General features: G+C 43.3%; 20 protein-coding genes. 8 read left to right on the forward strand and 12 right to left on the reverse strand.

The annotated features are described in order from the left end of the window. Nucleotides 1-2 precede the first annotated feature (2 nt). Together BUQ89_RS11845 and BUQ89_RS11850 are read left to right on the forward strand one after the other, a co-directional pair. The gene (locus BUQ89_RS11845; protein WP_028460831.1) at nucleotides 3-776 is read left to right on the forward strand and encodes an exodeoxyribonuclease III; all 774 of its coding nucleotides are present in this window, start codon (nucleotides 3-5) and stop codon (nucleotides 774-776) included. After that, nucleotides 773-2,176: an AmpG family muropeptide MFS transporter gene (locus tag BUQ89_RS11850; protein WP_028460830.1), complete on the forward strand. Its 1,404-nt coding sequence runs from the start codon at nucleotides 773-775 to the stop codon at nucleotides 2,174-2,176. Before BUQ89_RS11845 ends, BUQ89_RS11850 begins: the two co-directional genes overlap by 4 nt. Nucleotides 2,177-2,190: 14 nt before the next feature. Here BUQ89_RS11850 and metW read toward each other — a convergent pair whose 3' ends face one another. The 5 genes from metW to BUQ89_RS11875 form a co-directional block, all read right to left on the reverse strand. Next, nucleotides 2,191-2,811, reverse strand: coding sequence for a methionine biosynthesis protein MetW (metW, locus tag BUQ89_RS11855; RefSeq protein ID WP_028460829.1), 621 nt, complete (start codon nucleotides 2,809-2,811; stop codon nucleotides 2,191-2,193). Between the two features lie 12 nt (nucleotides 2,812-2,823). Beyond that, nucleotides 2,824-3,951, reverse strand: a complete 1,128-nt coding sequence (gene metX / locus BUQ89_RS11860) for a homoserine O-succinyltransferase MetX (protein WP_028460828.1) — start codon at nucleotides 3,949-3,951, stop codon at nucleotides 2,824-2,826. A gap of 189 nt (nucleotides 3,952-4,140) precedes the next feature. Then, the gene (gene ptsP, locus BUQ89_RS11865) at nucleotides 4,141-5,871 is read right to left on the reverse strand and encodes a phosphoenolpyruvate--protein phosphotransferase (RefSeq protein WP_028460827.1); all 1,731 of its coding nucleotides are present in this window, start codon (nucleotides 5,869-5,871) and stop codon (nucleotides 4,141-4,143) included. Then, nucleotides 5,868-6,137: an HPr family phosphocarrier protein gene (locus tag BUQ89_RS11870; protein WP_028460826.1), complete on the reverse strand. Its 270-nt coding sequence runs from the start codon at nucleotides 6,135-6,137 to the stop codon at nucleotides 5,868-5,870. The genes ptsP and BUQ89_RS11870 overlap by 4 nt, the downstream gene beginning before the upstream one ends. Then, a complete protein-coding gene (locus tag BUQ89_RS11875) occupies nucleotides 6,119-6,532 on the reverse strand; it encodes a PTS sugar transporter subunit IIA (RefSeq protein WP_028460825.1) in 414 nt (137 codons plus the stop codon). The genes BUQ89_RS11870 and BUQ89_RS11875 overlap by 19 nt, the downstream gene beginning before the upstream one ends. 280 nt (nucleotides 6,533-6,812) lie before the next feature. On the opposite strand from BUQ89_RS11875, the gene BUQ89_RS11880 reads away from it, so the two are divergent. Further along, entirely contained in the window at nucleotides 6,813-8,036 is a 1,224-nt protein-coding gene (locus BUQ89_RS11880) for a diguanylate cyclase (RefSeq protein ID WP_036572583.1), read from the forward strand. A 363-nt stretch (nucleotides 8,037-8,399) separates the two neighbouring features. Then, a complete protein-coding gene (gene lysS, locus BUQ89_RS11885; RefSeq protein ID WP_028460824.1) occupies nucleotides 8,400-9,908 on the forward strand; it encodes a lysine--tRNA ligase in 1,509 nt (502 codons plus the stop codon). Between the two features lie 190 nt (nucleotides 9,909-10,098). On the opposite strand, the gene BUQ89_RS11890 is transcribed toward lysS, so the two are convergent. Genes BUQ89_RS11890 through BUQ89_RS11900 form a run of 3 tightly spaced genes read right to left on the reverse strand, consistent with a single transcriptional unit; the run spans nucleotide 10,099 to nucleotide 12,509 of the window. After that, the gene (locus BUQ89_RS11890; RefSeq protein WP_028460823.1) at nucleotides 10,099-10,761 is read right to left on the reverse strand and encodes a histidinol-phosphatase; all 663 of its coding nucleotides are present in this window, start codon (nucleotides 10,759-10,761) and stop codon (nucleotides 10,099-10,101) included. Continuing rightward, the gene (gene hda, locus BUQ89_RS11895; protein ID WP_028460822.1) at nucleotides 10,758-11,444 is read right to left on the reverse strand and encodes a DnaA regulatory inactivator Hda; all 687 of its coding nucleotides are present in this window, start codon (nucleotides 11,442-11,444) and stop codon (nucleotides 10,758-10,760) included. Before hda ends, BUQ89_RS11890 begins: the two co-directional genes overlap by 4 nt. 3 nt (nucleotides 11,445-11,447) lie before the next feature. Beyond that, nucleotides 11,448-12,509 carry an AI-2E family transporter gene (locus BUQ89_RS11900; protein ID WP_028460821.1) on the reverse strand — a complete coding sequence of 354 codons (1,062 nt, stop codon included), beginning with the start codon at nucleotides 12,507-12,509 and terminating at the stop codon, nucleotides 11,448-11,450. Between the two features lie 59 nt (nucleotides 12,510-12,568). Between BUQ89_RS11900 and purM the strand changes: the two genes are divergently transcribed. Genes purM through BUQ89_RS11920 form a run of 4 tightly spaced genes read left to right on the forward strand, consistent with a single transcriptional unit; the run spans nucleotide 12,569 to nucleotide 16,293 of the window. Further along, nucleotides 12,569-13,636 carry a phosphoribosylformylglycinamidine cyclo-ligase gene (gene purM / locus BUQ89_RS11905; RefSeq protein ID WP_028460820.1) on the forward strand — a complete coding sequence of 356 codons (1,068 nt, stop codon included), beginning with the start codon at nucleotides 12,569-12,571 and terminating at the stop codon, nucleotides 13,634-13,636. 17 nt (nucleotides 13,637-13,653) lie between these two features. Further along, nucleotides 13,654-14,292 (forward strand): phosphoribosylglycinamide formyltransferase, encoded by a 639-nt coding sequence (purN, locus tag BUQ89_RS11910; RefSeq protein WP_028460819.1) that lies wholly within the window; start codon nucleotides 13,654-13,656, stop codon nucleotides 14,290-14,292. Continuing rightward, nucleotides 14,289-14,999, forward strand: a complete 711-nt coding sequence (locus tag BUQ89_RS11915; protein ID WP_028460818.1) for a DUF3108 domain-containing protein — start codon at nucleotides 14,289-14,291, stop codon at nucleotides 14,997-14,999. Before purN ends, BUQ89_RS11915 begins: the two co-directional genes overlap by 4 nt. A gap of 40 nt (nucleotides 15,000-15,039) precedes the next feature. Further along, entirely contained in the window at nucleotides 15,040-16,293 is a 1,254-nt protein-coding gene (locus tag BUQ89_RS11920) for an RsmB/NOP family class I SAM-dependent RNA methyltransferase (RefSeq protein WP_028460817.1), read from the forward strand. A gap of 42 nt (nucleotides 16,294-16,335) precedes the next feature. Here the strand turns inward: BUQ89_RS11920 and BUQ89_RS11925 are convergent, their stop codons facing one another. The 4 genes from BUQ89_RS11925 to hpnH all read right to left on the reverse strand — a co-directional run bounded on the left by BUQ89_RS11925 (nucleotide 16,336) and on the right by hpnH (nucleotide 21,960). After that, nucleotides 16,336-18,990 (reverse strand): MMPL family transporter, encoded by a 2,655-nt coding sequence (locus tag BUQ89_RS11925; RefSeq protein ID WP_028460816.1) that lies wholly within the window; start codon nucleotides 18,988-18,990, stop codon nucleotides 16,336-16,338. A gap of 66 nt (nucleotides 18,991-19,056) precedes the next feature. After that, nucleotides 19,057-19,692 (reverse strand): ABC transporter substrate-binding protein, encoded by a 636-nt coding sequence (locus BUQ89_RS11930; protein WP_074202616.1) that lies wholly within the window; start codon nucleotides 19,690-19,692, stop codon nucleotides 19,057-19,059. After that, complete coding sequence (locus tag BUQ89_RS11935; RefSeq protein ID WP_036572580.1) at nucleotides 19,670-20,791, reverse strand: glycosyltransferase; 1,122 nt, start codon at nucleotides 20,789-20,791, stop codon at nucleotides 19,670-19,672. The genes BUQ89_RS11930 and BUQ89_RS11935 overlap by 23 nt, the downstream gene beginning before the upstream one ends. 59 nt (nucleotides 20,792-20,850) lie before the next feature. Continuing rightward, complete coding sequence (gene hpnH, locus BUQ89_RS11940; protein WP_028460814.1) at nucleotides 20,851-21,960, reverse strand: adenosyl-hopene transferase HpnH; 1,110 nt, start codon at nucleotides 21,958-21,960, stop codon at nucleotides 20,851-20,853. Nucleotides 21,961-22,329: the final 369 nt, after the last annotated feature.

A 22,329-nucleotide genomic window follows, 5' to 3' on the forward strand; every position in this document is an offset into this window, starting at 1 on the left:
ACATGCAAATTATAACGCTTAATCTCAATGGCGTACGTGCTGCAACCAAAAAAGGCTTCTTTCAGTGGCTGGCAGCACAGCGCGCGGATATCGTTTGTGTACAGGAATTAAAAGCCCAACTCCCTGATCTTACAGATGACATACTTTCACCGAATGGCTACCATGGTTATTTCCATTGCGCCGAGAAAAAGGGGTACAGTGGTGTCGCCATTTATAGTCGATACAAACCTGACACGATCACTGAAGGAATCGGCATTAAAGAAATTGACCATGAGGGTCGCTATCTACGTGCTGATTTTGGTCATTTGACCATCATCTCAATCTACTTACCTTCCGGGTCCAGTGGCGATCACCGGCAAGCTTCTAAATTTTTCTTCCTGGAAAAATTTATTCCTGTATTAAAAACACTGATCGACAGTGGTAGAGATGTTATCCTGTGCGGTGATTGGAATATCGCTCATAAGGAAATCGATCTAAAAAATTGGCGTGCCAATCGAAAAAAATCCGGTTTTTTACCAGAGGAGCGAGCTTGGTTAACTGCCGTTCTAGATGACATTGGTTTTGTGGATGTATTTCGCCGAATTAATCCAGAACCAGATCAGTATACGTGGTGGTCTAATCGAGGGCAGGCATGGGCTAATAATGTAGGCTGGCGCATTGATTATCAGATTGCCACGCCTGCGATTGCTAGCCAGGCAACAGATGTTTCGATATACAAAGCCGAACGTTTCTCCGATCATTCGCCATTGATTATTGATTACAACTATCATTTATGAATTCCGTTGTACCATCGGGCTGGCTGTATGCTTTACGTATTTATACTCATCCACGAGTGCTCGGCATGCTGTCGCTGGGGTTTTCTGCCGGATTACCGTTATTACTGATATTGGGTACGTTATCATTCTGGCTACGTGAGGCAGGAATAGATCGCACCACTATCGGTCACCTCAGCTGGATCGGTTTGGCTTATGGCTTCAAATGGCTATGGGCTCCGTTAGTGGATCGCCTGTCACTACCCGTATTAACACGTCTACTGGGTCGGCGGCGGGCCTGGTTATTGTTCTCACAATTCCTCATCATGCTTGCACTGGTTGGCATGGCCTGCACAGACCCACTTGCTAATCTGACGCAGATAGTATTTTTTGCACTGGCAGTGGCTTTTGCTTCAGCAACGCAAGATATCGCGCTGGATGCCTATCGCATCGAAGCTGTCGCAGCAGAGCTGCAAGGAGCCATGGCAGCCACTTATCAGGCCGGCTATCGAGTCGCTATGATCCTGGCATCGGCAGGTGTACTCTGGATTGCAGCAGCAGTAGACCCATCGGAAACCACCTATCATTATGCCCCTTGGCAACTTGCCTATCTCATCATGGCTGCCTGCATGGCTGTCGGTATGATCACCACACTCATTATTCGCGAACCCAGAATTTCTATCGATAAGGCTGTCACTGAAAATGAAAGGTATCCTCAGCAGGCGATCGCCAATTGGAACCTCAATACTCCGTGTACGCGTATTCTAATCTGGCTGTACGACGCACTTATAGCGCCTTTTCGTGACTTTATTATCCGTCATGGCCAACAGGCACTACTGATTCTGGCATTGATTGCTGTTTATCGTATCTCGGATGTCGTAATGGGCGTGATGAGTAATCCCTTTTATGTAGACATGGGCTATACTAAAGATGAAATCGCCACGGTTTCAAAGGTTTATGGTGTGGTTATGACCATTGTAGGTGCTGCAATTGGCGGCGTGCTGGTTGCAAAAATCGGCATCATGCGAACGCTGTTTCTAGGCGCGGTATTATCAGCCGCGACAAATTTGTTATTTGTCTGGCTAGCCGAACGCGGTCATGATGTCGGTGGATTAATATTCACTATTTCGGCTGATAATCTATCGGCCGGTATTGCTTCTTGTGCATTCATCGCCTATTTATCCAGCCTGACAAATTCAGCCTATTCAGCAACACAGTATGCTCTCTTTAGCTCGATTATGCTCTTATTACCAAAATTTATCGCGGGTTTTAGTGGGCAATTCGTAGATGCCTATGGCTATATTAATTTTTTCATTGGTACCGCATTACTCGGCTTACCTGTTTTAGTACTGGTGTGGCTTGCAGGGCAGGCAAAGTTTCAGTCAATAAAAGCACCTTTACCCAATGCCAAGCATGATTTATAAAACATCTACCATCATTAATCTCGTTCAAACCGATAAAATGCCAGCATTCCCATTAAATTCGGCCATAACGTAATTTGGCGATTCGCATTCATCACCCTGCGTTCCAGGATATGTGCACCCCGTAGACGACATAGTTCCTCAAAATCGCCAAGGGTACATAAATGAATGTTAGGTGTATCGAACCAGTGATAAGGTAATGTTTCCGAAACAGGCATATGACCAAAGATAACCTGCACGCGGTTCCTCCAATAACCAAAATTGGGAAATGATACAATTCCTTCTTTCCCGACTCGCAGCATTTCTTGAATCAGATTTTCGGTATGCCTCATTGCCTGCAATGTTTGCGATAAAATTACATAATCAAACGATTCTGATTCAAAGCTAGATAGCCCTGATTCCAAATCATTCTGAATCACATTAACCTTATTATTAAAACAACCAAGCACGTTATCATCGTCAATTTCCACCCCGTAACCGAAAATATCGCGAGTCTCTTGTAAGTAACGCAGCAATGATCCATCACCACAACCCAGATCAAGCACCTTTGCGCCTGGCCTCACCCATTCCGCAATAGCCGCGAAATCAGGACGAGATACAATAGGTGGTATCGCTGGATTCATCATATCAATTTCCATTCATCTGCTCACTCAAATGAGAATATTATCCATATAAGCTCGTACGAGCTGATGATAATAATGATTTTCCATCAGAAAAGAATCATGACCATGGCTGGAAGTAATTTCAGCATAACTAACATTGATTTCGTTATCCAATAATGCCTTCACAATCGCGCGTGAGCGTTCAGATGAAAAACGCCAGTCTGAAGTAAATGACAATACCAGGAAGTTAGCCTTTGCAGCACGGAATGCCGCACTCAAGTCACCATCATACGTATTCGCCGGGTCAAAATAATCCAACGCTTTGGTCATCAGCAAGTAACTATTCGCATCAAATTGATCGGCAAATTTATCTCCTTGATAGCGCAGGTAAGATTCAATTTCAAATTCCACATCGAAACCAAAAGAAAAAGTACCGCTACGCAATTCCCGTCCAAACTTTGCAGCCATTGAATCATCTGAGAGATAAGTAATATGCCCCAGCATGCGGGCAAGTCGCAAACCTCGCCGTGGCAAAGTATTATATGAGTAATAATCACCACCATAAAAATCCTGGTCAGTGATAATCGCCTGACGAGCAACATCATTAAATGCAATATTTTGCGCGGTTAATTTAGAAGCAGCGGCAATCACTAATGCATGTCGAACTCTTTCCGGAAAATCAAGCGTCCATTGCAATGCTTGCATCCCTCCTAAACTACCACCAGCTACCACAGCAAACTCATCGATACCAAGATGATTGGCTAACTGTTCCTGAGTTTCCACCCAGTCCTCTACTGTGACTATGGGAAAATTAGCACCATAGGGCTTACCCGTTCTCGCATCAATACTCGCAGGGCCAGTAGAACCATGGCACCCCCCCAGATTATTGACTCCGATAACAAAGAATCGATTCGTATCAATTGCTTTATTAGGACCAATCATATTATCCCACCAACCTGTACTTTTAGGCTTGTCAGCATAAACCCCTGCTACATGGTGGTTACCTGAGAGTGCATGACAAATCAAGACAGCATTTGACCTGGCCGAGTTAAGCTTGCCATAAGTCTCATACACCAGATTATAACTATTCAGTACCGTACCGCTTTTCAGGCATAACGGTTTATCTATATGTACATACTGGGGAGTAACAATACCGACCGAATTTGAATCTTGCATTAATGTAAAAAATATAAAGAAATCCTGAAAAAACCAGCTAATTTATGAAACTGAAGCATAAGCAGCAAATTTCAATTCATAGTTAAGCTCAAACGTGAGATATTCATATTGCATGTTAAATAAAAAAAAGCACCATTTCCTAGATCAAAAAACTAATTGATCATTATATCGCCAAAAAACAAATCCAGACTAGCTATTCAACTTTGCTAACAAGCCATGAATTTTCTCCGGATTCTCCGCTTTTACTATCCGTTGAGCCAATACGATAATACTCGGCAAATGACTTTTTAATATCTGGCTCTTTACGATGAGCAATTGTGCTGGATACATGGAGAATTGCTGTAACCCCAGGCCAAGCAACAAACGTGTAAACCTAATGTCTCCAGCCATTTCACCACAAATCGCGACAGGCACCTTGGCACGATTTGCAGTTTGAATAACGCGTGAGACAAGCCACAGCACTGCCGGATGAAGTGGGTCATAGAGATGTGCAACCGAATCATCAACGCGATCAATCGCAAGCGTATATTGAATCAGATCATTTGTGCCAATAGATAAAAAATCCAGCCTTTGCATGAATATGTCGACACACAGCGCGGCTGCGGGAATTTCAATCATACCGCCCACTTGAATTTTTTCATCAAAAGGAAGTTTTTCTTCCCGCAAACTTTGTTTTGCATATTCAATCAGATTCATTGTCTGATTGATTTCTGAAATACTGGATAACATCGGTATTAAAATACGTATCCGACCATAATGCGAAGCACGTATTATGGCACGCAATTGAGTATGAAACATTTGCGGCTCTGCCAGACATAGACGAATCGCACGCAGACCGAGTGCTGGATTGGCTGCGACCTGCGGCGCATTTTTAAGGTTTTTATCTGCGCCCAAATCAAAAGTACGGATGGTCACAGGAAGGCCACGCATTTTAGTCGCCACAGTACGATAAACTTCGAACTGCTCTTCTTCATCTGGTAAGTCATTACGATTTAAAAACAGAAATTCGCTACGGAACAAGCCAATACCCGCTGCACCATTTTCCTTGACCTGCTCAACATCTTCCGGTAATTCAATATTGGCACATAATTCAACGGGTGTGCCATCTAATGTGATTGCTGCAACACTTCTGATACGCCTTAACTTGAGCTTCTCGAGTTCCAGCTGACTCTGCCGTAACCGATACTCAGCGAGTACATATTTGTCCGGATTAACAATGATCACACCCTGGCTGCCATCAACAATTAAATAATCATTATCAAGAATTAATTGACGCGCATGATGCAATGCCACGATTGAAGGAATACTAAGGCCACGCGCAACAATAGCCGTATGAGAAGTCGAGCTGCCCAGGTCGGTAAGAAACGCAATAAATTTGTGCTGTTTATATTGCATGACATCGGCAGGGCTTAAATCATGGGCAATCAGAATATTGTCACCACTATGCCGCACTGGAGGAGGAATATAGCCTGGATGTCCCAGTAAAGCCTTAAGTACCCGTTCCACCACTTGGACTACATCCGCTTTACGCTCACGCAAATAAGCATCTTCAATTTTCTCAAACTGCGCCAGCAATACATCCATTTGCTGAGTAACAGCCCATTCCGCATTACAATATGTCTGCCTAATACAGTCACGTGCAGCTTCCGAGAGCGTTGGATCATCCAAAATCATGTGATGAAGATCAAGAAATGCGCTAAATTCTGCCAGCGAGGGGCCGCTATTGGTAACAGAAGCCTGCAGCGCTTCAAGTTCCTCGCGAACCGTAGCAAAAGCGCTATCAAGCCGAGATATCTCTTTATTCGTTTGATTTTTGGGTATCAGATAATGCGCCACTTCCAGTGCAGCAGATGAAGCAAGATGTGCGTGTCCGATTGCAATTCCTTCAGAGACACCGACACCATGCAGTATAAAACTCATTCACCCTCTCCAAAATAATCTTCAACCAGCGCCACCAAGGCAGTCATAGCTTCAATCTCATCCACACCGATAGTTTCAATTCCTACCATAGTATTTTTTCTTGCAGCCAGTGTCATCACACCCATAATGCTTTTTGCATTGACTCTTCGATTATTACGCATCAGCCATACTTCGCTCTGAAATTGATTTGCCAACTTTGTAAATTTTGCTGAGGCGCGTGCATGCAATCCAAGCCGATTTATAATTTCTACTTCTTTATATTGCATTGTAATGATTCCAAATGAATGTGCATAACCCCCTCCTTACCGCCGTTCAGCGCCTTTTCCACCACGGTAGAAAGTAGCTCATTACGATAAGTTAACGCTCGTACCAACATCGGCAAATTAATTCCAGCAAGGCACTCCACCACACCGGGCTTAATTAATCGGCTGGCAACATTACAAGGCGTCGCACCACAGATATCATTTAATACCAGCACGCCATTACCACAATTCAATTGATTCACCAACTCCTGTGCTTTAGAAACCAACATATCTGGATTATCCTGAATAGAAACATTCAAATGCATTATTTGTTGCGGCACCCCCCCCATCACATGGCTTGCACAACGAATGAAACTATCACCCAGGTTCTCATGAGAAATAATTAGAATCCCAATCATATTTTCTGACACTGCAAGATTAAAAGAGAAATTTTAGCATTGTAGCCGCAATACAGCTGATCTGCCGTATTCCATGTATCCGTACTGCGTGTATATTTTATTTAAACCATAGCCCTTTGATAAGATTACCCTCTAATAAGGACAATACATTTCATTTATTTAATAAGACATTTTGAATTAATAAATCACTGATCAGTCTATTTAGTAGAAGAATATGACTAAGAGGGTAGAACAAGATATTCAGTTTAAAGCTGATTTTTATCATGGTATATCATAAAATATGAGTAAAGAGCGTCGGATTATCGCCTATCGCAAAGCAGCAGAAGCCATGTGTCGAGGCGAATTTACACAAGATATTCCTGTTACCGGTAACGATGAGATTAGTCATCTAGGGAAGTCGCTGCGCAAACTTTCCACTCACCTACAACAGCAATACCATAAAAATCAATTACTTTCCAAGATTACGCTAGAAAGCAATCTTAATCTATGTATCAGTGATGTATTAAATCATATCTATGAATCCTTCAACAAATTCATTCCCTATGATCGCATGAGTCTGGCTTTACTCGAAAATGAAGGCAACACATTGAAATTACACTGGGTGCGTGCCGATTACCAAACGCTAAAGCTATGCACAGGTTATACCATACCCATGTCAGACAACAATCTGAAAGAAATTATTGACACAGAAAAATCATTCATAATCAATGATCTGGAATCATATCTAGAAAGTCATCCAGAATCAGACTCAGCTAGAGTTCTCTTTGAAGAGGAGATTCGTTCCAGTTTAGCTTGCCCGCTGATTGCCACTGGCAAACCCATCGGCTTTATCTTCCTTTCAAGTCGAAAGAGCAATACTTATAAAAATCTCCACCAGGAGTTATTTCTCCAGATTGCCAGCCAGCTAGCCGTTATCGTCGAAAAAAGTAAACTTTATAAAAAAGCTAAAATCAACAAACAGCTCATCGAGCATAAAAAAGAACTAGAGCAACGCGTCACCCATGATGCTTTAACCGGGCTATTAAATCGAACGGCTATTTTCGATATCTTCCACAAGCAGATTGCACGTGCAAAACGGGGAGGGTTTAGCATTGCCGTTATCATGATTGATATTGATCATTTTAAAGAAGTCAATGATAGTTACGGTCATCTCACCGGTGATGTTGTGCTATGTGAAATTGCTGATCGACTACTTGGTTCAGCTCGTTCTCATGAACATTTAGGGCGCTTTGGAGGTGAAGAATTTCTGGCTATTCTTTCACCCTGCAATAAAGATGGTGCATTAAAAGCCGCCGAGCGTTTTCGAACGGCTATTGCCTGCAAAGAAGTCTATGCTGAAAATGAGTTTATTCCAGTCACAATCAGTCTCGGCATCTCAGTCAGCACTGAGTTGGATACATTAGATAAAAACATCTTGCTTCGCAAGGCTGACGAAGCACTCTACATGGCCAAAAATAACGGTAGAAATTGTGTCGAAATAGCCATGGACAGCAAAAATAAATAAATGCTCATTGACATACGACGAGGCCTTTGCATAACCCCAATAATTGAAAAATTAACCCCTTATAATCAATAGTAAAAAACTTCTGACGAGGGCTTTCGCAAAAGTCTCACGACATGTTCTTGCAACCCATTGACTATCATCCCATGCAGCAACATATCGCCACAATCTGATTAGCGGTAATCATCCGCCATATCGTACTGATAGTCCTATCCTGCCGAGCACGCCGTATCGAACATCAGATACCGGTTTCTGTCACATCCTGATATGATTTAGTTAATCTAAGAATATCTCTGTTGCCTAATTGGTATAGCACATCATCACAAAGTTGCTACAATTCAAGACTTTTGCATAGCACACTCTAAAATGACTCAGGAAAATCAACCGACCATACCCCAAGACGAAAATCAGATTATTGCTGAACGTCGCATCAAATTAGCGGAACTGCGTAAAACAGGCAACGCCTTTCCCAACACCTTCCGCCGTAACTATCTGGCATCAGATTTGCATCAACAATATGCCGCACTTTCCAACGAAATACTGGAAAAAGATCAAATAACCGTTAGTGTAGCAGGACGCATGATGTTGAAACGCGTAATGGGTAAAGCCAGCTTTGCCACCATACAGGACATGAGCGGGCGCATTCAATTATATATCTCTAACAACCATACTGGTCAGGCTACTCATGAAGCGTTCAAACATTATGATCTCGGCGATATACTCGGCGCCCAGGGCGTATTATTCAAAACTAAAACGAACGAACTTTCGATTCGCGTTACTCATTGTCAATTGTTGACAAAATCCTTACGCCCACTTCCTGAGAAGTTTCATGGTCTGACGGATCAAGAACAAAAATATCGCCAACGCTACCTCGATCTGATTGCCAACCAGGATACGCGAAACGTATTCGCCATCCGTTCAAAGATCATTCAGACCATTCGCAATTTCTTTGTTAAGCACGGCTATTTAGAAGTTGAAACTCCCATGATGCATCTGATTCCTGGAGGAGCAACGGCGCGGCCTTTCACAACACATCATAACGCATTGGATATGGCGTTATATCTGCGTATTGCTCCGGAGCTTTATTTAAAAAGACTCGTTGTAGGTGGTATGGAAAAAGTTTTTGAAATTAACCGAAATTTCAGAAACGAGGGAATTTCCACCCGCCATAATCCAGAATTTACTATGCTGGAATTCTATGAAGCCTATCAGGATTACAATTACCTGATGGAATATACTGAAAGAATGCTCCGTGAGATTGCCCTTCAAGTCTTGGGTAGCGGCAAACTAATTTATCAAGAACGAGAAATTGATCTGACACAGCCCTTTACACGACTGACGATCACTCAAGCCATTCAGAAATACCATTCAAAATATACCGAGATACAGCTCAGTGACCGTAATTTCCTTATTAGCGAACTACAAGCACTCGGCATCCAATACAACCCACATGACGGCATCGGTGGACTGCAACTTTCTCTATTTGATGAAACGACCGAGCATTTACTCTTCGAACCCACTTTTATTATTGATTATCCAGCGGAAGTTTCACCACTTGCGCGACGCAATGATACCAGCCCTGAAATAACTGATCGCTTCGAACTCTATATCGCCGGACGAGAAATTGCTAACGGCTTCTCTGAATTGAATGATCCGGAAGATCAAGCGGCGCGCTTTCAAGAGCAGGTTAAGGCTAAGGATGCAGGCGATATGGAGGCAATGCACTATGATGCAGATTACATTCGCGCGCTGGAATATGGCTTACCTCCGACTGCGGGCGAAGGAATTGGAATCGATCGCCTGGTTATGTTATTTACTGACAGCCCGAGCATTCGCGATGTTATTTTATTTCCACAGTTACGACGCACAGATTAATCTATTCATGCCGTTTTACCTTGATATCAGAGTCCATTCAAGCTGATCGTTTCCAGCCATTTCCACCTCTGCCCGGCTAAGAAACGAACCGACATTATTGAAATTTGGCTGGGTACTGGCGATATGCTTTACTCAAAAAGATATCGCCATTATTCCCACAATTCAACCTAGACCTGAATTTAGCCTTATCTTATCGTAGGCTAATTACAGGCCAGTTATTCTGCTCTGCATGATTTTTAAGGGTAGCATCAGGATCAACTGCTACCGGATGGGTGACTTTACGAAGTAAGGGCAAATCATTTAAGGAGTCACTATAAAACCAGCTTTGCAAAAAGGACAGCCAAGTCAGATTGTGCTCATCTAGCCAGTTTTCCAAACGAGTTATTTTTCCTTCTCTGAAACAGGGTATCCCAGAAACCTTTCCTGTGAACTCGCCATTTTTCTGTTCTGGTTCAGTCGCGATCAAATTATTAATACCCAGTGCCTGCGCAATTGGTGCTGTCACAAAGCTATTCGTTGCTGTAATGATGATACAAAGATCCCCGTCAAGCCTATGTTTCTCTATCAGCTTACGTGCATTTATTGTGATTAACGGTAGAATCTTTTTTGTCATAAATTCACTGTGCCAAACATCCAGCTGGCTACGAGAATGGCGTGCCAACGGTTTTAACTGGAAATCTAAAAATTCATGTATATCTAACATCCCCGCTTTATATTGTTCGTAAAACTCTAGATTACGGGATTCATGGAGTTCGCGATCAAGTGCACCTCGTTCAATTAAAAATTGCGCCCACTGAAAATCACTGTCGCCAGCAAGCAGCGTATTATCGAGATCAAATAATGCCAAATTCATGGCGTGGCCTGCTGCAATAATTCACGTAACAAGGGAATTGTAATCGGACGCTGATTAGCGAGCGAGTAATGATCTAATGCGTCGAGTGTCGTCATCAATGAAGGTAGGTCACGACGTCCGTGTCGTAACAGATAATCACAAACTTCCTGCGGCAAATTAAATCCGCAATTGGCAGCATAGCTTTTCATGGCTTGCATTTTCTCCTCATCGGTTAATTCATGAACCTGATATACTAAACCCCAACCCAGACGCGTTACTAAATCCTGGCGCATTCTCAACTGTGCAGGCGCGACAGGCCCACTCACCAGCAGAAATGCATCGCCTTCACTATATATTTGGTTGTACAGATTGAATAATCTTATCTGGGCAGATACGGAAGTATTCAGGCGATCGACATCATCCACGACGATACAATCGATGTCGCTGTCAACAATGAATTCACAGCTACTATCACATGCAAAATAAACCGCCTTTAAATGATTTTGTATGCATGTTTCAGTGACCGCTCGTAGTAAATGGCTTTTTCCACACCCTAATCCGCCCCACAAATAAACGAAACGTTCCCGCTCCTTTCCCGCTATAATACATTCGAGCATGTGTAATAACTCGGCATTACGCCCAGGCAGGAAATTTGTCAGTGTCGGTGATGATGTTAATGCGATGTCTAGTAATAGTTGCTTCATTGATTAATTATAAAGATTACTTTCTAGATATTGCTGACGTATATGACGCAACCATACCAACAAAACAGCACTGACCGGAAGCGCCAGCAATATACCAAAGAAACCGAACAATTGACCAAATGCAAGTAGCGAAAAAATAACAACGACCGGGTGCAAGCCAACACGATCGCCCACCAGCCAGGGTGTTATTACCATGCCTTCCAGTAACTGGCCAATAGCAAATACGACCCATACCGGTATCACGCAACCCCACTCATGAAACTGCATCATCGCAGCAAACGTCGCAAGCATCAGACCTACAATCATTCCCAGATAAGGAACAAATACCAGAATACCTGCCAGCAACCCAATAGGCAATGCGAATTCCAATCCTGCCAACCACAGACCTGTTATGTAACAAATACTCATTAACAATATCACAGATAGCTGTCCACGCAGAAATTGCGCCAATATACGATCGGTCTCACGGGTTAGTTGGCTAACTTGCTTATACCAATAACGTGGAATCATTCCATCAATTTGCTGAATCAATAGCTCCCAGTCACGCAACATATAAAATAGCACTACCGGCACCAACAACAAATTCATTAAGAATTCTACCACTGCTATACCGCCACTGGTTAACGAGGGCAATATTTTTGCGGCAACCCCACCTGCACTCTGCCAATGCTCTGTCATAGCATGCTTAAGCATATCGATATCAGGATTCAAATTAACACCAAGGTGGGATTCCAGCCATGGAATCACCCCTCCTCCCAACATCTCAAGGTAAGCCGGAATTTTTATAACTAGCCGAGAAGCCTCCTTCTCAAACAAGGGCACCATAATCAGAACCAGTGCTGCAGACAGACTCAATAGCAGCAACATAACCAATATCGTACCCATTGTACGCGGTATCTTTCTCACCGCCATGTGAGTGACGAGTGGATTGCAAATATAAGCAATAACTGCTGCCAGTAAAAATGGTGTGAGTATCGGACTTAGCAGATAAATCAGCGTTATTCCAACGCAACCAATTATCAACCACCATAGATAATATAGATCTACAGAGTATTTCTTGCTCATTTACGGTAGAATCGTCTCTTTAAAATGGCACTTTATCCGTAACAGCGCGAGAACTCAACTTGACCTCATCCAATCCCGAGAATCCCGATTCAATACAATCCGCCCAGCTATCTTACCGCGATGCCGGGGTAGATATCGATGCAGGCGATCGTCTAGTTAAAAATATTAAACCCTATGCCAAACGCACACTGCGTCCGGAAGTACTTACAGGTATCGGAGGCTTCGGTGCACTGTTTGAGATTTCCAAACGGTTTCATAATCCCGTATTAGTGTCGGGTACCGATGGCGTCGGCACTAAATTAAAGCTCGCATTTCAGTTAAACAGACATGATAGCATCGGTATTGATTTAGTCGCTATGAGCGTTAATGATATCCTGGTACAAGGTGCAGAACCTTTATTCTTTCTGGACTATTTTGCCTGCGGCAAATTAAACCTGGAGACGGCAACTGCTGTAATTCGTGGTATTGCCACAGGCTGCGAACAAGCCGGATGTGCATTGATCGGCGGAGAAACAGCAGAAATGCCCGATATGTATCCACAGGGTGAATATGATCTCGCTGGTTTTGCTGTCGGTATTGTAGAAAAGAATCGCATCATTAATGGATCTACTATACAGGAAAATGACATCATCATCGGATTGGCTTCCAGTGGCGCACATTCCAATGGATACTCATTGATTCGCAAAATTATCAACGACAAGAATATCAATTTGTCTACTAGCTTCGAAAAAGGAACGCTCGGCGATGCGCTCATGGCACCCACACGTATTTACGTAAAATCACTCCTCGAATTGATGAAGCAACTGCCCATCAAAGGCATGGCACATATCACGGGGGGGGGCATCACCGAAAATTTACCACGTATTCTACCTGCCGGTATGCAAGCCATCTTACAAGAAAATTCGTGGGATAAACCACCCTTGTTTCATTGGTTACAACAACAAGGTAACGTAGCCGACGATGAAATGTATCGCGTTTTTAATTGTGGTATCGGTATGGTGCTGGTTGTTGCACCGAATCACGCGCACGACACCATAGAAATATTGCAAGCCTTAGGCGAAACACCCTGGCAAATTGGCAGGATCAAGGTACACAATACAAATACAGCTCCCGCTGTTATCGTGTAATTGTCATTAACTGCGTCATGAAATCTCTAGTCATTCTCATCTCTGGCCGCGGTAGCAATATGCAGGCATTGCTGAAGGCAAAACTTCATGTTGATTCGATCGCCGTTATTAGTAACAATCCACATGCAACAGGACTAGAAATTGCTGAAAAACAAGGTGTTAAAACTGCTATAGTAGATCATCGCGCTTACTCTGATCGTGATGCATTTGAAACAGCACTAGTAGAAATTATTGATTCATACCAACCCAAACTGATAGTTCTGGCTGGCTTTATGCGTATCCTGAGTAGTCGCTTTGTACAACACTATCAAGGTCGGATAATGAATATTCATCCTTCACTATTACCGGCTTTTCCCGGTCTGGATACCCATACACGCGCATTACAGGAGGGAATAAAGATTCATGGGTGTACCGTACATTTTGTTACCTCACAACTGGATCATGGTCCCATTATTATCCAGGCCGCCGTTCCTGTATTGCCCAATGATTCCGAGAAAACGCTGGCGACAAGAGTATTACAACAAGAACACCGGATTTATCCTCAGGCCGTACGTTGGTTTATGGAAGATCGACTTAAACTCTCTTATAATTATGTTGAAGTAGATGAAACCAGTTTTAACCAAACTGTTTTATATTCACCAGGATTGCAAGAATGAAATTTCTATCATCTGTTATTTTATTGTGGGGATTTTGTTTTCCTGCCATTGCTGTAGACTTACCTTCTCGTGTAGAAATCAGCTACTTGATCAAAACTGACATCGGCCACGGCGAATTAAATGAAACGCTAGAAATCGAGCAAGAAAGCGGTACATATAATTATCGCATCAGCAGTGAAGCACGCCCCAGCGGAATACTTAAATTAATCAAGCCCGGTAGTATCGTACGCGATAGTAAAGGCGTTATCACCAAGATGGGCTTGCAACCCCATCGATTCTCCGATCAACGAAATGAAAAGCTACCGAGCATTGCCATTTTTGATTGGACAAATAGTTTATTAACGTTGCAGCGTAAGGGTAAAGAAGATCAAGCGCCTTTACCGAGCGGAACACAAGATCGGTTAAGCCTATCCTATAATTTTATGTTCTCTCCACTCACCAAAAATTATATTGATACGCATGAAACTGACGGACGGAGCCTGACATCAGCTCGCTATACTGTAGACAAAGAAATACTGAAAACACCACTGGGTGAGCTTGAGACAATCGTACTGACAAAACAACTAGAAAAGGATAATCAACTAGACCGCAAGATCTGGCTGGCAACTGATTATCACATGTTACCCGTGCGTATTATTGCGACTGAAAAGAATGGATTCGAATTCGAACAGATAGTGACCAAAATTAGTTATCCATGCGATTATTAATCGCTTTAAACCAACCATTCAACAAGGCACCTTAAAATAAATGCGCTTCGTTCCTGCTCATCTGGATATAGCAGCTACTGCTATACGTGCCGTCCTCCCTTTAGAATACCCTGCCGACGCGATATTACGCCGTTTTTTCCGCGAAAATCCTACACTTGGCAGTAATGATCGGGCTTTTGTTGCTGAAGCTGTATTCGGTATACTAAGACACCGGTTTTTTCTTGAACAAATTGTCAACCTCGCGACACCTCGTTCGCTGCTCTTGGCTTATTTAATCAAATTCCAGGGAATAAATTTACGAGAATTAACCGCATGTATCAGCAGAACTGAAGAAAAATGGCTGGCAGAAATCAAAGCAATTACACTAGAATCACAATCACTCGCTATTCAGGCAGAATTCCCAGAATGGCTAATGGAAAAATTAACCCATTTTATGCCCGATACCGATATTCTGGATTTAGGACATTCATTACAGCAACCGGCGCCGCTGGATTTGCGGGTAAACACATTGCTTACAAAACGCAATGAGGTGCTTGAAGCATTAACTCAGGAGGGTATCCAAGCGCAAATTACGCCCTATTCCCCTAGTGGTATACGTATCGTTGGCAGACCTGCTATTAACCGACATCCGTTATTCCAGTCCGGCAAAATAGAAGTACAAGACGAAGGCAGCCAATTGCTCGGATATTTACTGGCACCGAAGCGAGGTGAAATGGTTGTTGACTTCTGTGCGGGCTCTGGTGGAAAGGCATTGTTGCTAGGCATGCTGATGAATTCAAAAGGACGCGTCTATGCTTTTGATGTTTCTGAAAAAAGATTACACAATCTAAAACCGAGACTTAAACGTTCTACTCTATCTAATTTACATCCCCAGCTGATTTCTCATGAAAATGATATCAAGGTAAAGCGCCTTGCGGGAAAAATAGATCGAGTACTGGTAGATGCCCCCTGTAGCGGCCTGGGAACATTACGTCGCAACCCAGATTTAAAATGGCGTCAATCACCCAAAAGCATCGAGGAAATCAAGAAAAAGCAAATGGCCATTCTAGCCGCCGCAGGCAACCTGCTCAAACCTGGCGGTAGACTGGTTTACGCAACCTGCAGTTTTCTGCCAGAAGAAAATCAGGAAATTATTGAATCCTTTTTGATTCAATATCCTAAATTTACTCTACTGAACTGTACCGACTTATTATCACAACAGAATATCCCGCTTGATACCGGAGAATTACTACAGTTATCGCCCGCTTTACACCATACAGATGGCTTTTTTGCTGCTGCCATGACATTTACATAAAGCCTTCCCTTACCTGGAATAACTAGCATCATGGCGATTATCCTAATTATGGGCGGCCGTTCTCTGGTCTAATGATTGCAACAGTGCTGGCAAAATAATCAGAACACAAATCAGCGTTAATATGATGCCTGCAACTAATAACAATCCCATACTTGCGGTCCCCTGATGTGGAGAAAATATTAAGCTCCCGAAGCCAGCCAAGGTTGTCAGTGTACTATAAAAGATCGCACGGACAGTGCTCGTGTTCATCAGATTTTCATTAGCCACTAATGCATGACGGCTTCTATGTACCATGTGAATGCTACTGTCAATACCAATACCGAGTAACAATGGTAGGGCAATGATATTAGCAAAATTGAACGGAACATCCAGAAGAATAGTGGCGGCGCTCGTAAACAAAGCTGCAAGCAAAAGTGGAACTAATACCAGCAAGGTATTGGTCATATTCCTGAGTAATATCAGAAGCGCCAATACAACGCCCAGAAACGTTAATGAAAAAGCATATATAAACGCGTCCACCACCGCTTCACCCGCTTCCAAACTAATTACCGGCGCCCCCGTAGCCTGCGGAGCAACCTGCTGTACCGCTCGTACAAAACGACGCAATGCATCATTATCATTGATATCCTCTACCGGATAGACCGCCATGCGATAGGTACCCGTCTGGCTCTGCCAATGTCTCTTCAACGAAGCAGGCAATTCTTGTTGTGTAAAAGGTTGAGCTTCAAATGCAGCCTGCAAACGTTCAAGTGAGGCAGGCAACAGACTTAGCAGATCGCTGCTTATAGCGCGAAGTAATGATTCCTGCTCGCCCTTCTCACTAGCGGCTACATTTAAACGTGCCAATAACGCAGTTAAAGATGCACTCAATGCGCGCGCAGGTTTAGAAGTAGAATGATCAGGTTGCTCAGCAATGAACTGGTCCAATGTTGTTCGTAAAGCTTCTAGCGTCTCACGTTGTTGTAAGAGCGACTGCCCATCCTTTTTTATTGACGCAGGAAATGTAATTGGTCCCAGTGTAAGCGCCATCTCATTAATGAGCATCAATTTATCTTCTTGCTTTGTCGGTACCAGATCAAAAATAGTAACAACCTTATCTACCTCGGGAAGATAGGAAAGACGCTGCACAATGTCTTTCATTACCCGGCGATCTTCCGCCAACAAAATAATATGCCAAGGCGAATCCTCTACCTCCGCAAGCAACTCTTGAAAAGTTTGTACTGATTCCGCAGCAGGATCATTCAAATTCAGTAAGTTATAGTCAAATCTGATCTGAGGCAATACGATGACAGATACAAGCAGAGCAAATACTGTAACAATAAATACCAGCTTGTGCGGCAGTGACGGTAACCTCAATGAGCGGCTCAAAAAACGCACTGAAAAAAATATTTTTTCCGGCCGTATAGGCAAGTAACGTTGCAAAGCAGGTACAATGGTGAGCGTAACCATTAGACTGATGAGCATTCCGGTGCCAGAGATTAAACCTAATTCGGCAACACCACGATAAGTAGTGGGTATAAATGCATAAAAGCCAATCGCAGTAGTAATAGCGCATACCATTAACGCATGCCCTACATCGCCGCTAGCGGCATACAAAGCATCCATAATCGATTGATTATTTTTTCTAATCTCTTGATATCGCAACAAGAAATGAATAGCATAATCTACACCAAGGCCTATGTATAGTACAGCAAAAGCGATAGAGATCAGGTTCAAATGCCCAACTGCAACTGTCGCAAAAGCCGCTGTCAGCACTAATCCCAACATGAGACTCAGTAATACGATCAGCACCGCCCCCGCGCTCCTCAACGCCACAAATAAGACCACGGCGACCATGACTACCGCTAACAACCCGGCATCCAGCGCACCACGCATCGCACTATTAAGCTCATCATAGGATAACGCCACGTTGCCAGTAATGCGTAATTGCTCAGCTGGATCGCCACCCAACCCCAGATCGTGTGCAGCGGCGCGGATGGCAGCAATTGGTTCCTCAGCCGCAAATAATTGAGTATAGTCAAGCTTGGGTTGCACCATCACCAACTCTTGATAGGTCGTTTGCTGCACTTCATCACTAAATAACACCTGCCACGATAATGCCCGTGGTTTACCGGCCAGTTGCGCATCTAGTGTGGTGTGCATTCCATTCAGGACTGATTCCAATTCTAGCCTGCGACCCGAACGAAGCTCATTGATCGCTTCGGTCAATACAGAAGTAAATGTTTGAAGCGTAGGATCATCCGCAATACGAGCCACTAGGGGCTGCGCAGCTGCCAGACGGTCGGTAATCCGTTCCAGTTCTGAGATATCCTTATAAAGCAGGCCATTTCGCTCCAAAAAAGCATCACCACTAAAATAATAAACATCTTGAATATGATTGCTATCTGCTTGCAAGTGCTCTGTTAAACGTTTGGCGGTAGCATGAGCCTGTTCAGGAGTGGGGCTATTCAGCGCCAACAGTATCGTATCTTTATACTGGGGAAATGCCGCCTTATAGCGCTCGTGATTCGCACGAAACGGCAAATCCTCTGAAAGCATATCAGTGGTGTCGGTATGTATTCCCAAATTACGTGATGTGTAGAGAATACTCAGTGCAGCCACGAATAGTGCGATCAATATAACCCAGGCCGCATGCCGGTAGGAGAAAGCAGTCCAGCGTGCAAAAATATGGTAGCTACGACTGTGTGAAACTTCCACGATTACAAAGTCCTTAAGGAAAAAGTAGAATAATCAGCTGATTGGCATTTAAATGAAACAATCGTCTCACTGATTCTTTTTAGCAAGTACAATCTTTTCCTTGAGCATCTCAACAAGCTCGGAAAAGCCATCCCGTTGCAGGATTGCACGATATTCAACCCGCTTTAATGCAAGATCACTGACGCCATCAACAATAATATTGACAATACGCCAATACCCTCCTTTCTCTGCCAGTATATAGTCAAAATTAATGGTTCTATTGTCAGCCGTAATAAACCAGCTACGCACCAGCATATGATCACGTGGCAAGGGACGATGTTCAACGATTTTAAACTGCTCTCCACCATAACGATTGAATCGCCCTGCGTAGGTTGCGATACTCAACTGCCTAAAAACATCCGTAATTGTGTTTTTCTGCAGCGCATCCAGTTCAGACCAATAAGAATGGCCTAACACAGAATGTATAATAAAATCAATATCATGAGATTGGTTAATTACGGAATCCAAAAAATCAAAGCGTTCCTGGAAGCTTAAATTATCGCCTTCACGCATAACCTGAAGCAGCGATTCCTGCAGAGTACGTACGGTCTGCTCCGGATCCTTAGATTCTGCACTCACTGCAATTGAGAAAGGCGCAGCCAGTAGCAGAATCGCTATAATCAGAACATAGCTGACAGACTTAATGATTCGTTTTGCTTTCATATCGACGATCCTTCCAACAGGCACGTTCGCCACGCCAATAACGTAATGCTGAAGTCCATGTCATCGCCAAGTATAAAGTACCAATAATGGGTAATGTAAAAACCCACAGTAGCGAACGATGATAATATTTAAGTACAGGAGTATAAGTAAAAAACATAGCAAGCCAAACAATAATACTGAGGGCAAACATCATCGGATCAAAGAATAATAACAGCGCTAAAGGCGCGATCCAAAACATACATATCATGATCAGCGTACAAATAACCAGCAACATCCATGAGTAGTTTAACTGAGTATAAGCGGTACGTGCCACCATCTCCCATATCGGTTTTAACGCTTGGTAACCACGGTGACTGCGGGCTGAATGGCTTAATCCAATCCAGGTACACAGTCCTGCACTCTTGATTCTTACTGCCAAAGTACAATCATCGATCAGTGCATCATGAAGGCTGACAAAAGCACCCACCGTTCGCAATGCATGCGTTTCAACCAGAATACAGCCACCCGCCGCCGCCGCAACACGAGACTGCCGTTTATTTGATAGCGCAAAAGGATATAATAATTTAAAGAAAAATATAAAAGCAGGCATCAACAACCGCTCGACAAAATTTTCCATTGGTGGCTCAGCCATCAAGGACACTAATGCCAACCTTTCTCTCACGGCCTTTTCACGTAATGCTAACACTATTCCTGGTGCCAACTCGATATCCGCATCCAGTAATAGCGTATAGGTTGTACGAACCCGCTGTAATCCCTGCTCCAGGGCCCATAGTTTACCACTCCAGCCAACAGGCGGCGTCACTCCCGAGATCACCTCTGCACCACAAAAATTTGCCTGTTCAGCGGTATCGTCAACAGACTGATCATCAATCACGATAATACGCAGACCTATGCCCTGAGTATTAAGACTATTGAGTGTATGCTTAATAAAGGAGCCTTCATTGCGTGCCGGAATCAACACGGTAATATCATCCAAAGTTTGATTTATAAGCACCCCTGCTTCTAAATTCTCCCGGGTACTCCAAGGACGCCATGGAGCCACTACCAAGCCACACCAGCATAAGACACCGAAAGCAAACAGGTAGATTACAGACTCCATCGTTCTTTCTTTTCACTATAGTGCCATATAGCCGCTATTAATAATTTATCCAATTGTTCCTATTTAATTTCTGTAACAGGAATATCAGATAGCTTCTTTGCACCACTCTTTTTTCCCACTGCCCATCTCGGAATGGGTTCAGCCACCATCTTGCCTGTCGTTCTTGGACCTCTAATAGAGGCAACCAGTGCTTTCCATGGATGTTGTAGCGTATCTTCGACCGCAGTTGCTTCATAGCCACAGTGAGCCATACATTGCGCACATTTCGGATTATTAGCAGTGCCATACTTTTCCCAGGGCGTATCATCCAAAAGCTCTTGAAAGCTATTGACATAACCTTCATCTGATAATAGATAACAAGGCTTTTGCCAGCCAAATATATTACGGGTTGGATTCCCCCATGGGGTACATTTATAATCTTGGTTACCTGCCAGAAAATCAAGATACAGTGCAGAATGATTTAATCTCCACTTTCGTTTTTTGCCAATTTTAAAAATACCGCGGAACAGATTCTTGGTATCCTGGCTTTTAATAAAAACATCCTGCTGAGGCGCGTGCTCATAACTAAAACCAGGTGCAACAGTTGCACCCTCAACGCCCAACTCCATAGCATAATCCAGAAACTCAGCCACATCATCTGGCGTTTCACCCTGAAATAAAGTACAGTTCACTGTGACTCTAAAACCTTTATTCAAGGCTAATTTTATCGCTTCAACTGCCCGATCAAAAACACCATCCTGACAAACCGAAGCGTCATGTCGCTCTTTCAAGCCATCAAGATGAACAGATATCGTCAAATAAGGTGATGGCGTATAATCGTTAATCTTCTTTTTCAATAAAAGCGCATTGGTGCATAAATAAACATATTTTTTACGTGCAACAATGCCAGCAACAATTTGTGGCATCTCCTTATGTATCAGCGGCTCTCCTCCCGGAATCGATACCATTGGCGCGCCACATTCGTCAACAGCCTGCATGCATTCTTCATAAGAAAGGCGTCGATCGAGATTTTCCTCCGAATGTGCAATTTTGCCACAGCCCGCACACGCCAAGTTACAGCGAAACAAAGGTTCTAACATCAACACCAAAGGATACTTCTTAACTCCTTTCAATTTTTGTTTAATCAAATAGCTGCCCACAGCTATTTGCTGACGTAAAGGAACTCCCATGAGCAAAACCTCCAAAAGTGCTTCAAAAAAAACCAGTTAGTGATCATACATCATGATTGATCGCTCGACTATTTCCCAATTTTAAATACCAACAACATCCGACCGCACCATTCCAACATACGCTATTCAAACTTCAAATCCAATATATAACCACTGCCCCATACTTCTCAATTATTCTTTTCTATCGGATGAAAATATTGTTCCGGTGACTCATGAGATCAATCACCCAACTTAACCAGGATATCAAGCTTCATTTAACACAAACAGATTTTATTGAATAGAAAGACATCGCTGCGGGGCATAAATCAATGAGCGAAGCAGACCATAATGGCCGACCATCAATGCTTCCAACCTCTATTCCCTGATCAC

This window comes from Nitrosomonas cryotolerans ATCC 49181 (assembly GCF_900143275.1).
Taxonomy (GTDB): Bacteria; Pseudomonadota; Gammaproteobacteria; order Burkholderiales; family Nitrosomonadaceae; genus Nitrosomonas; species Nitrosomonas cryotolerans.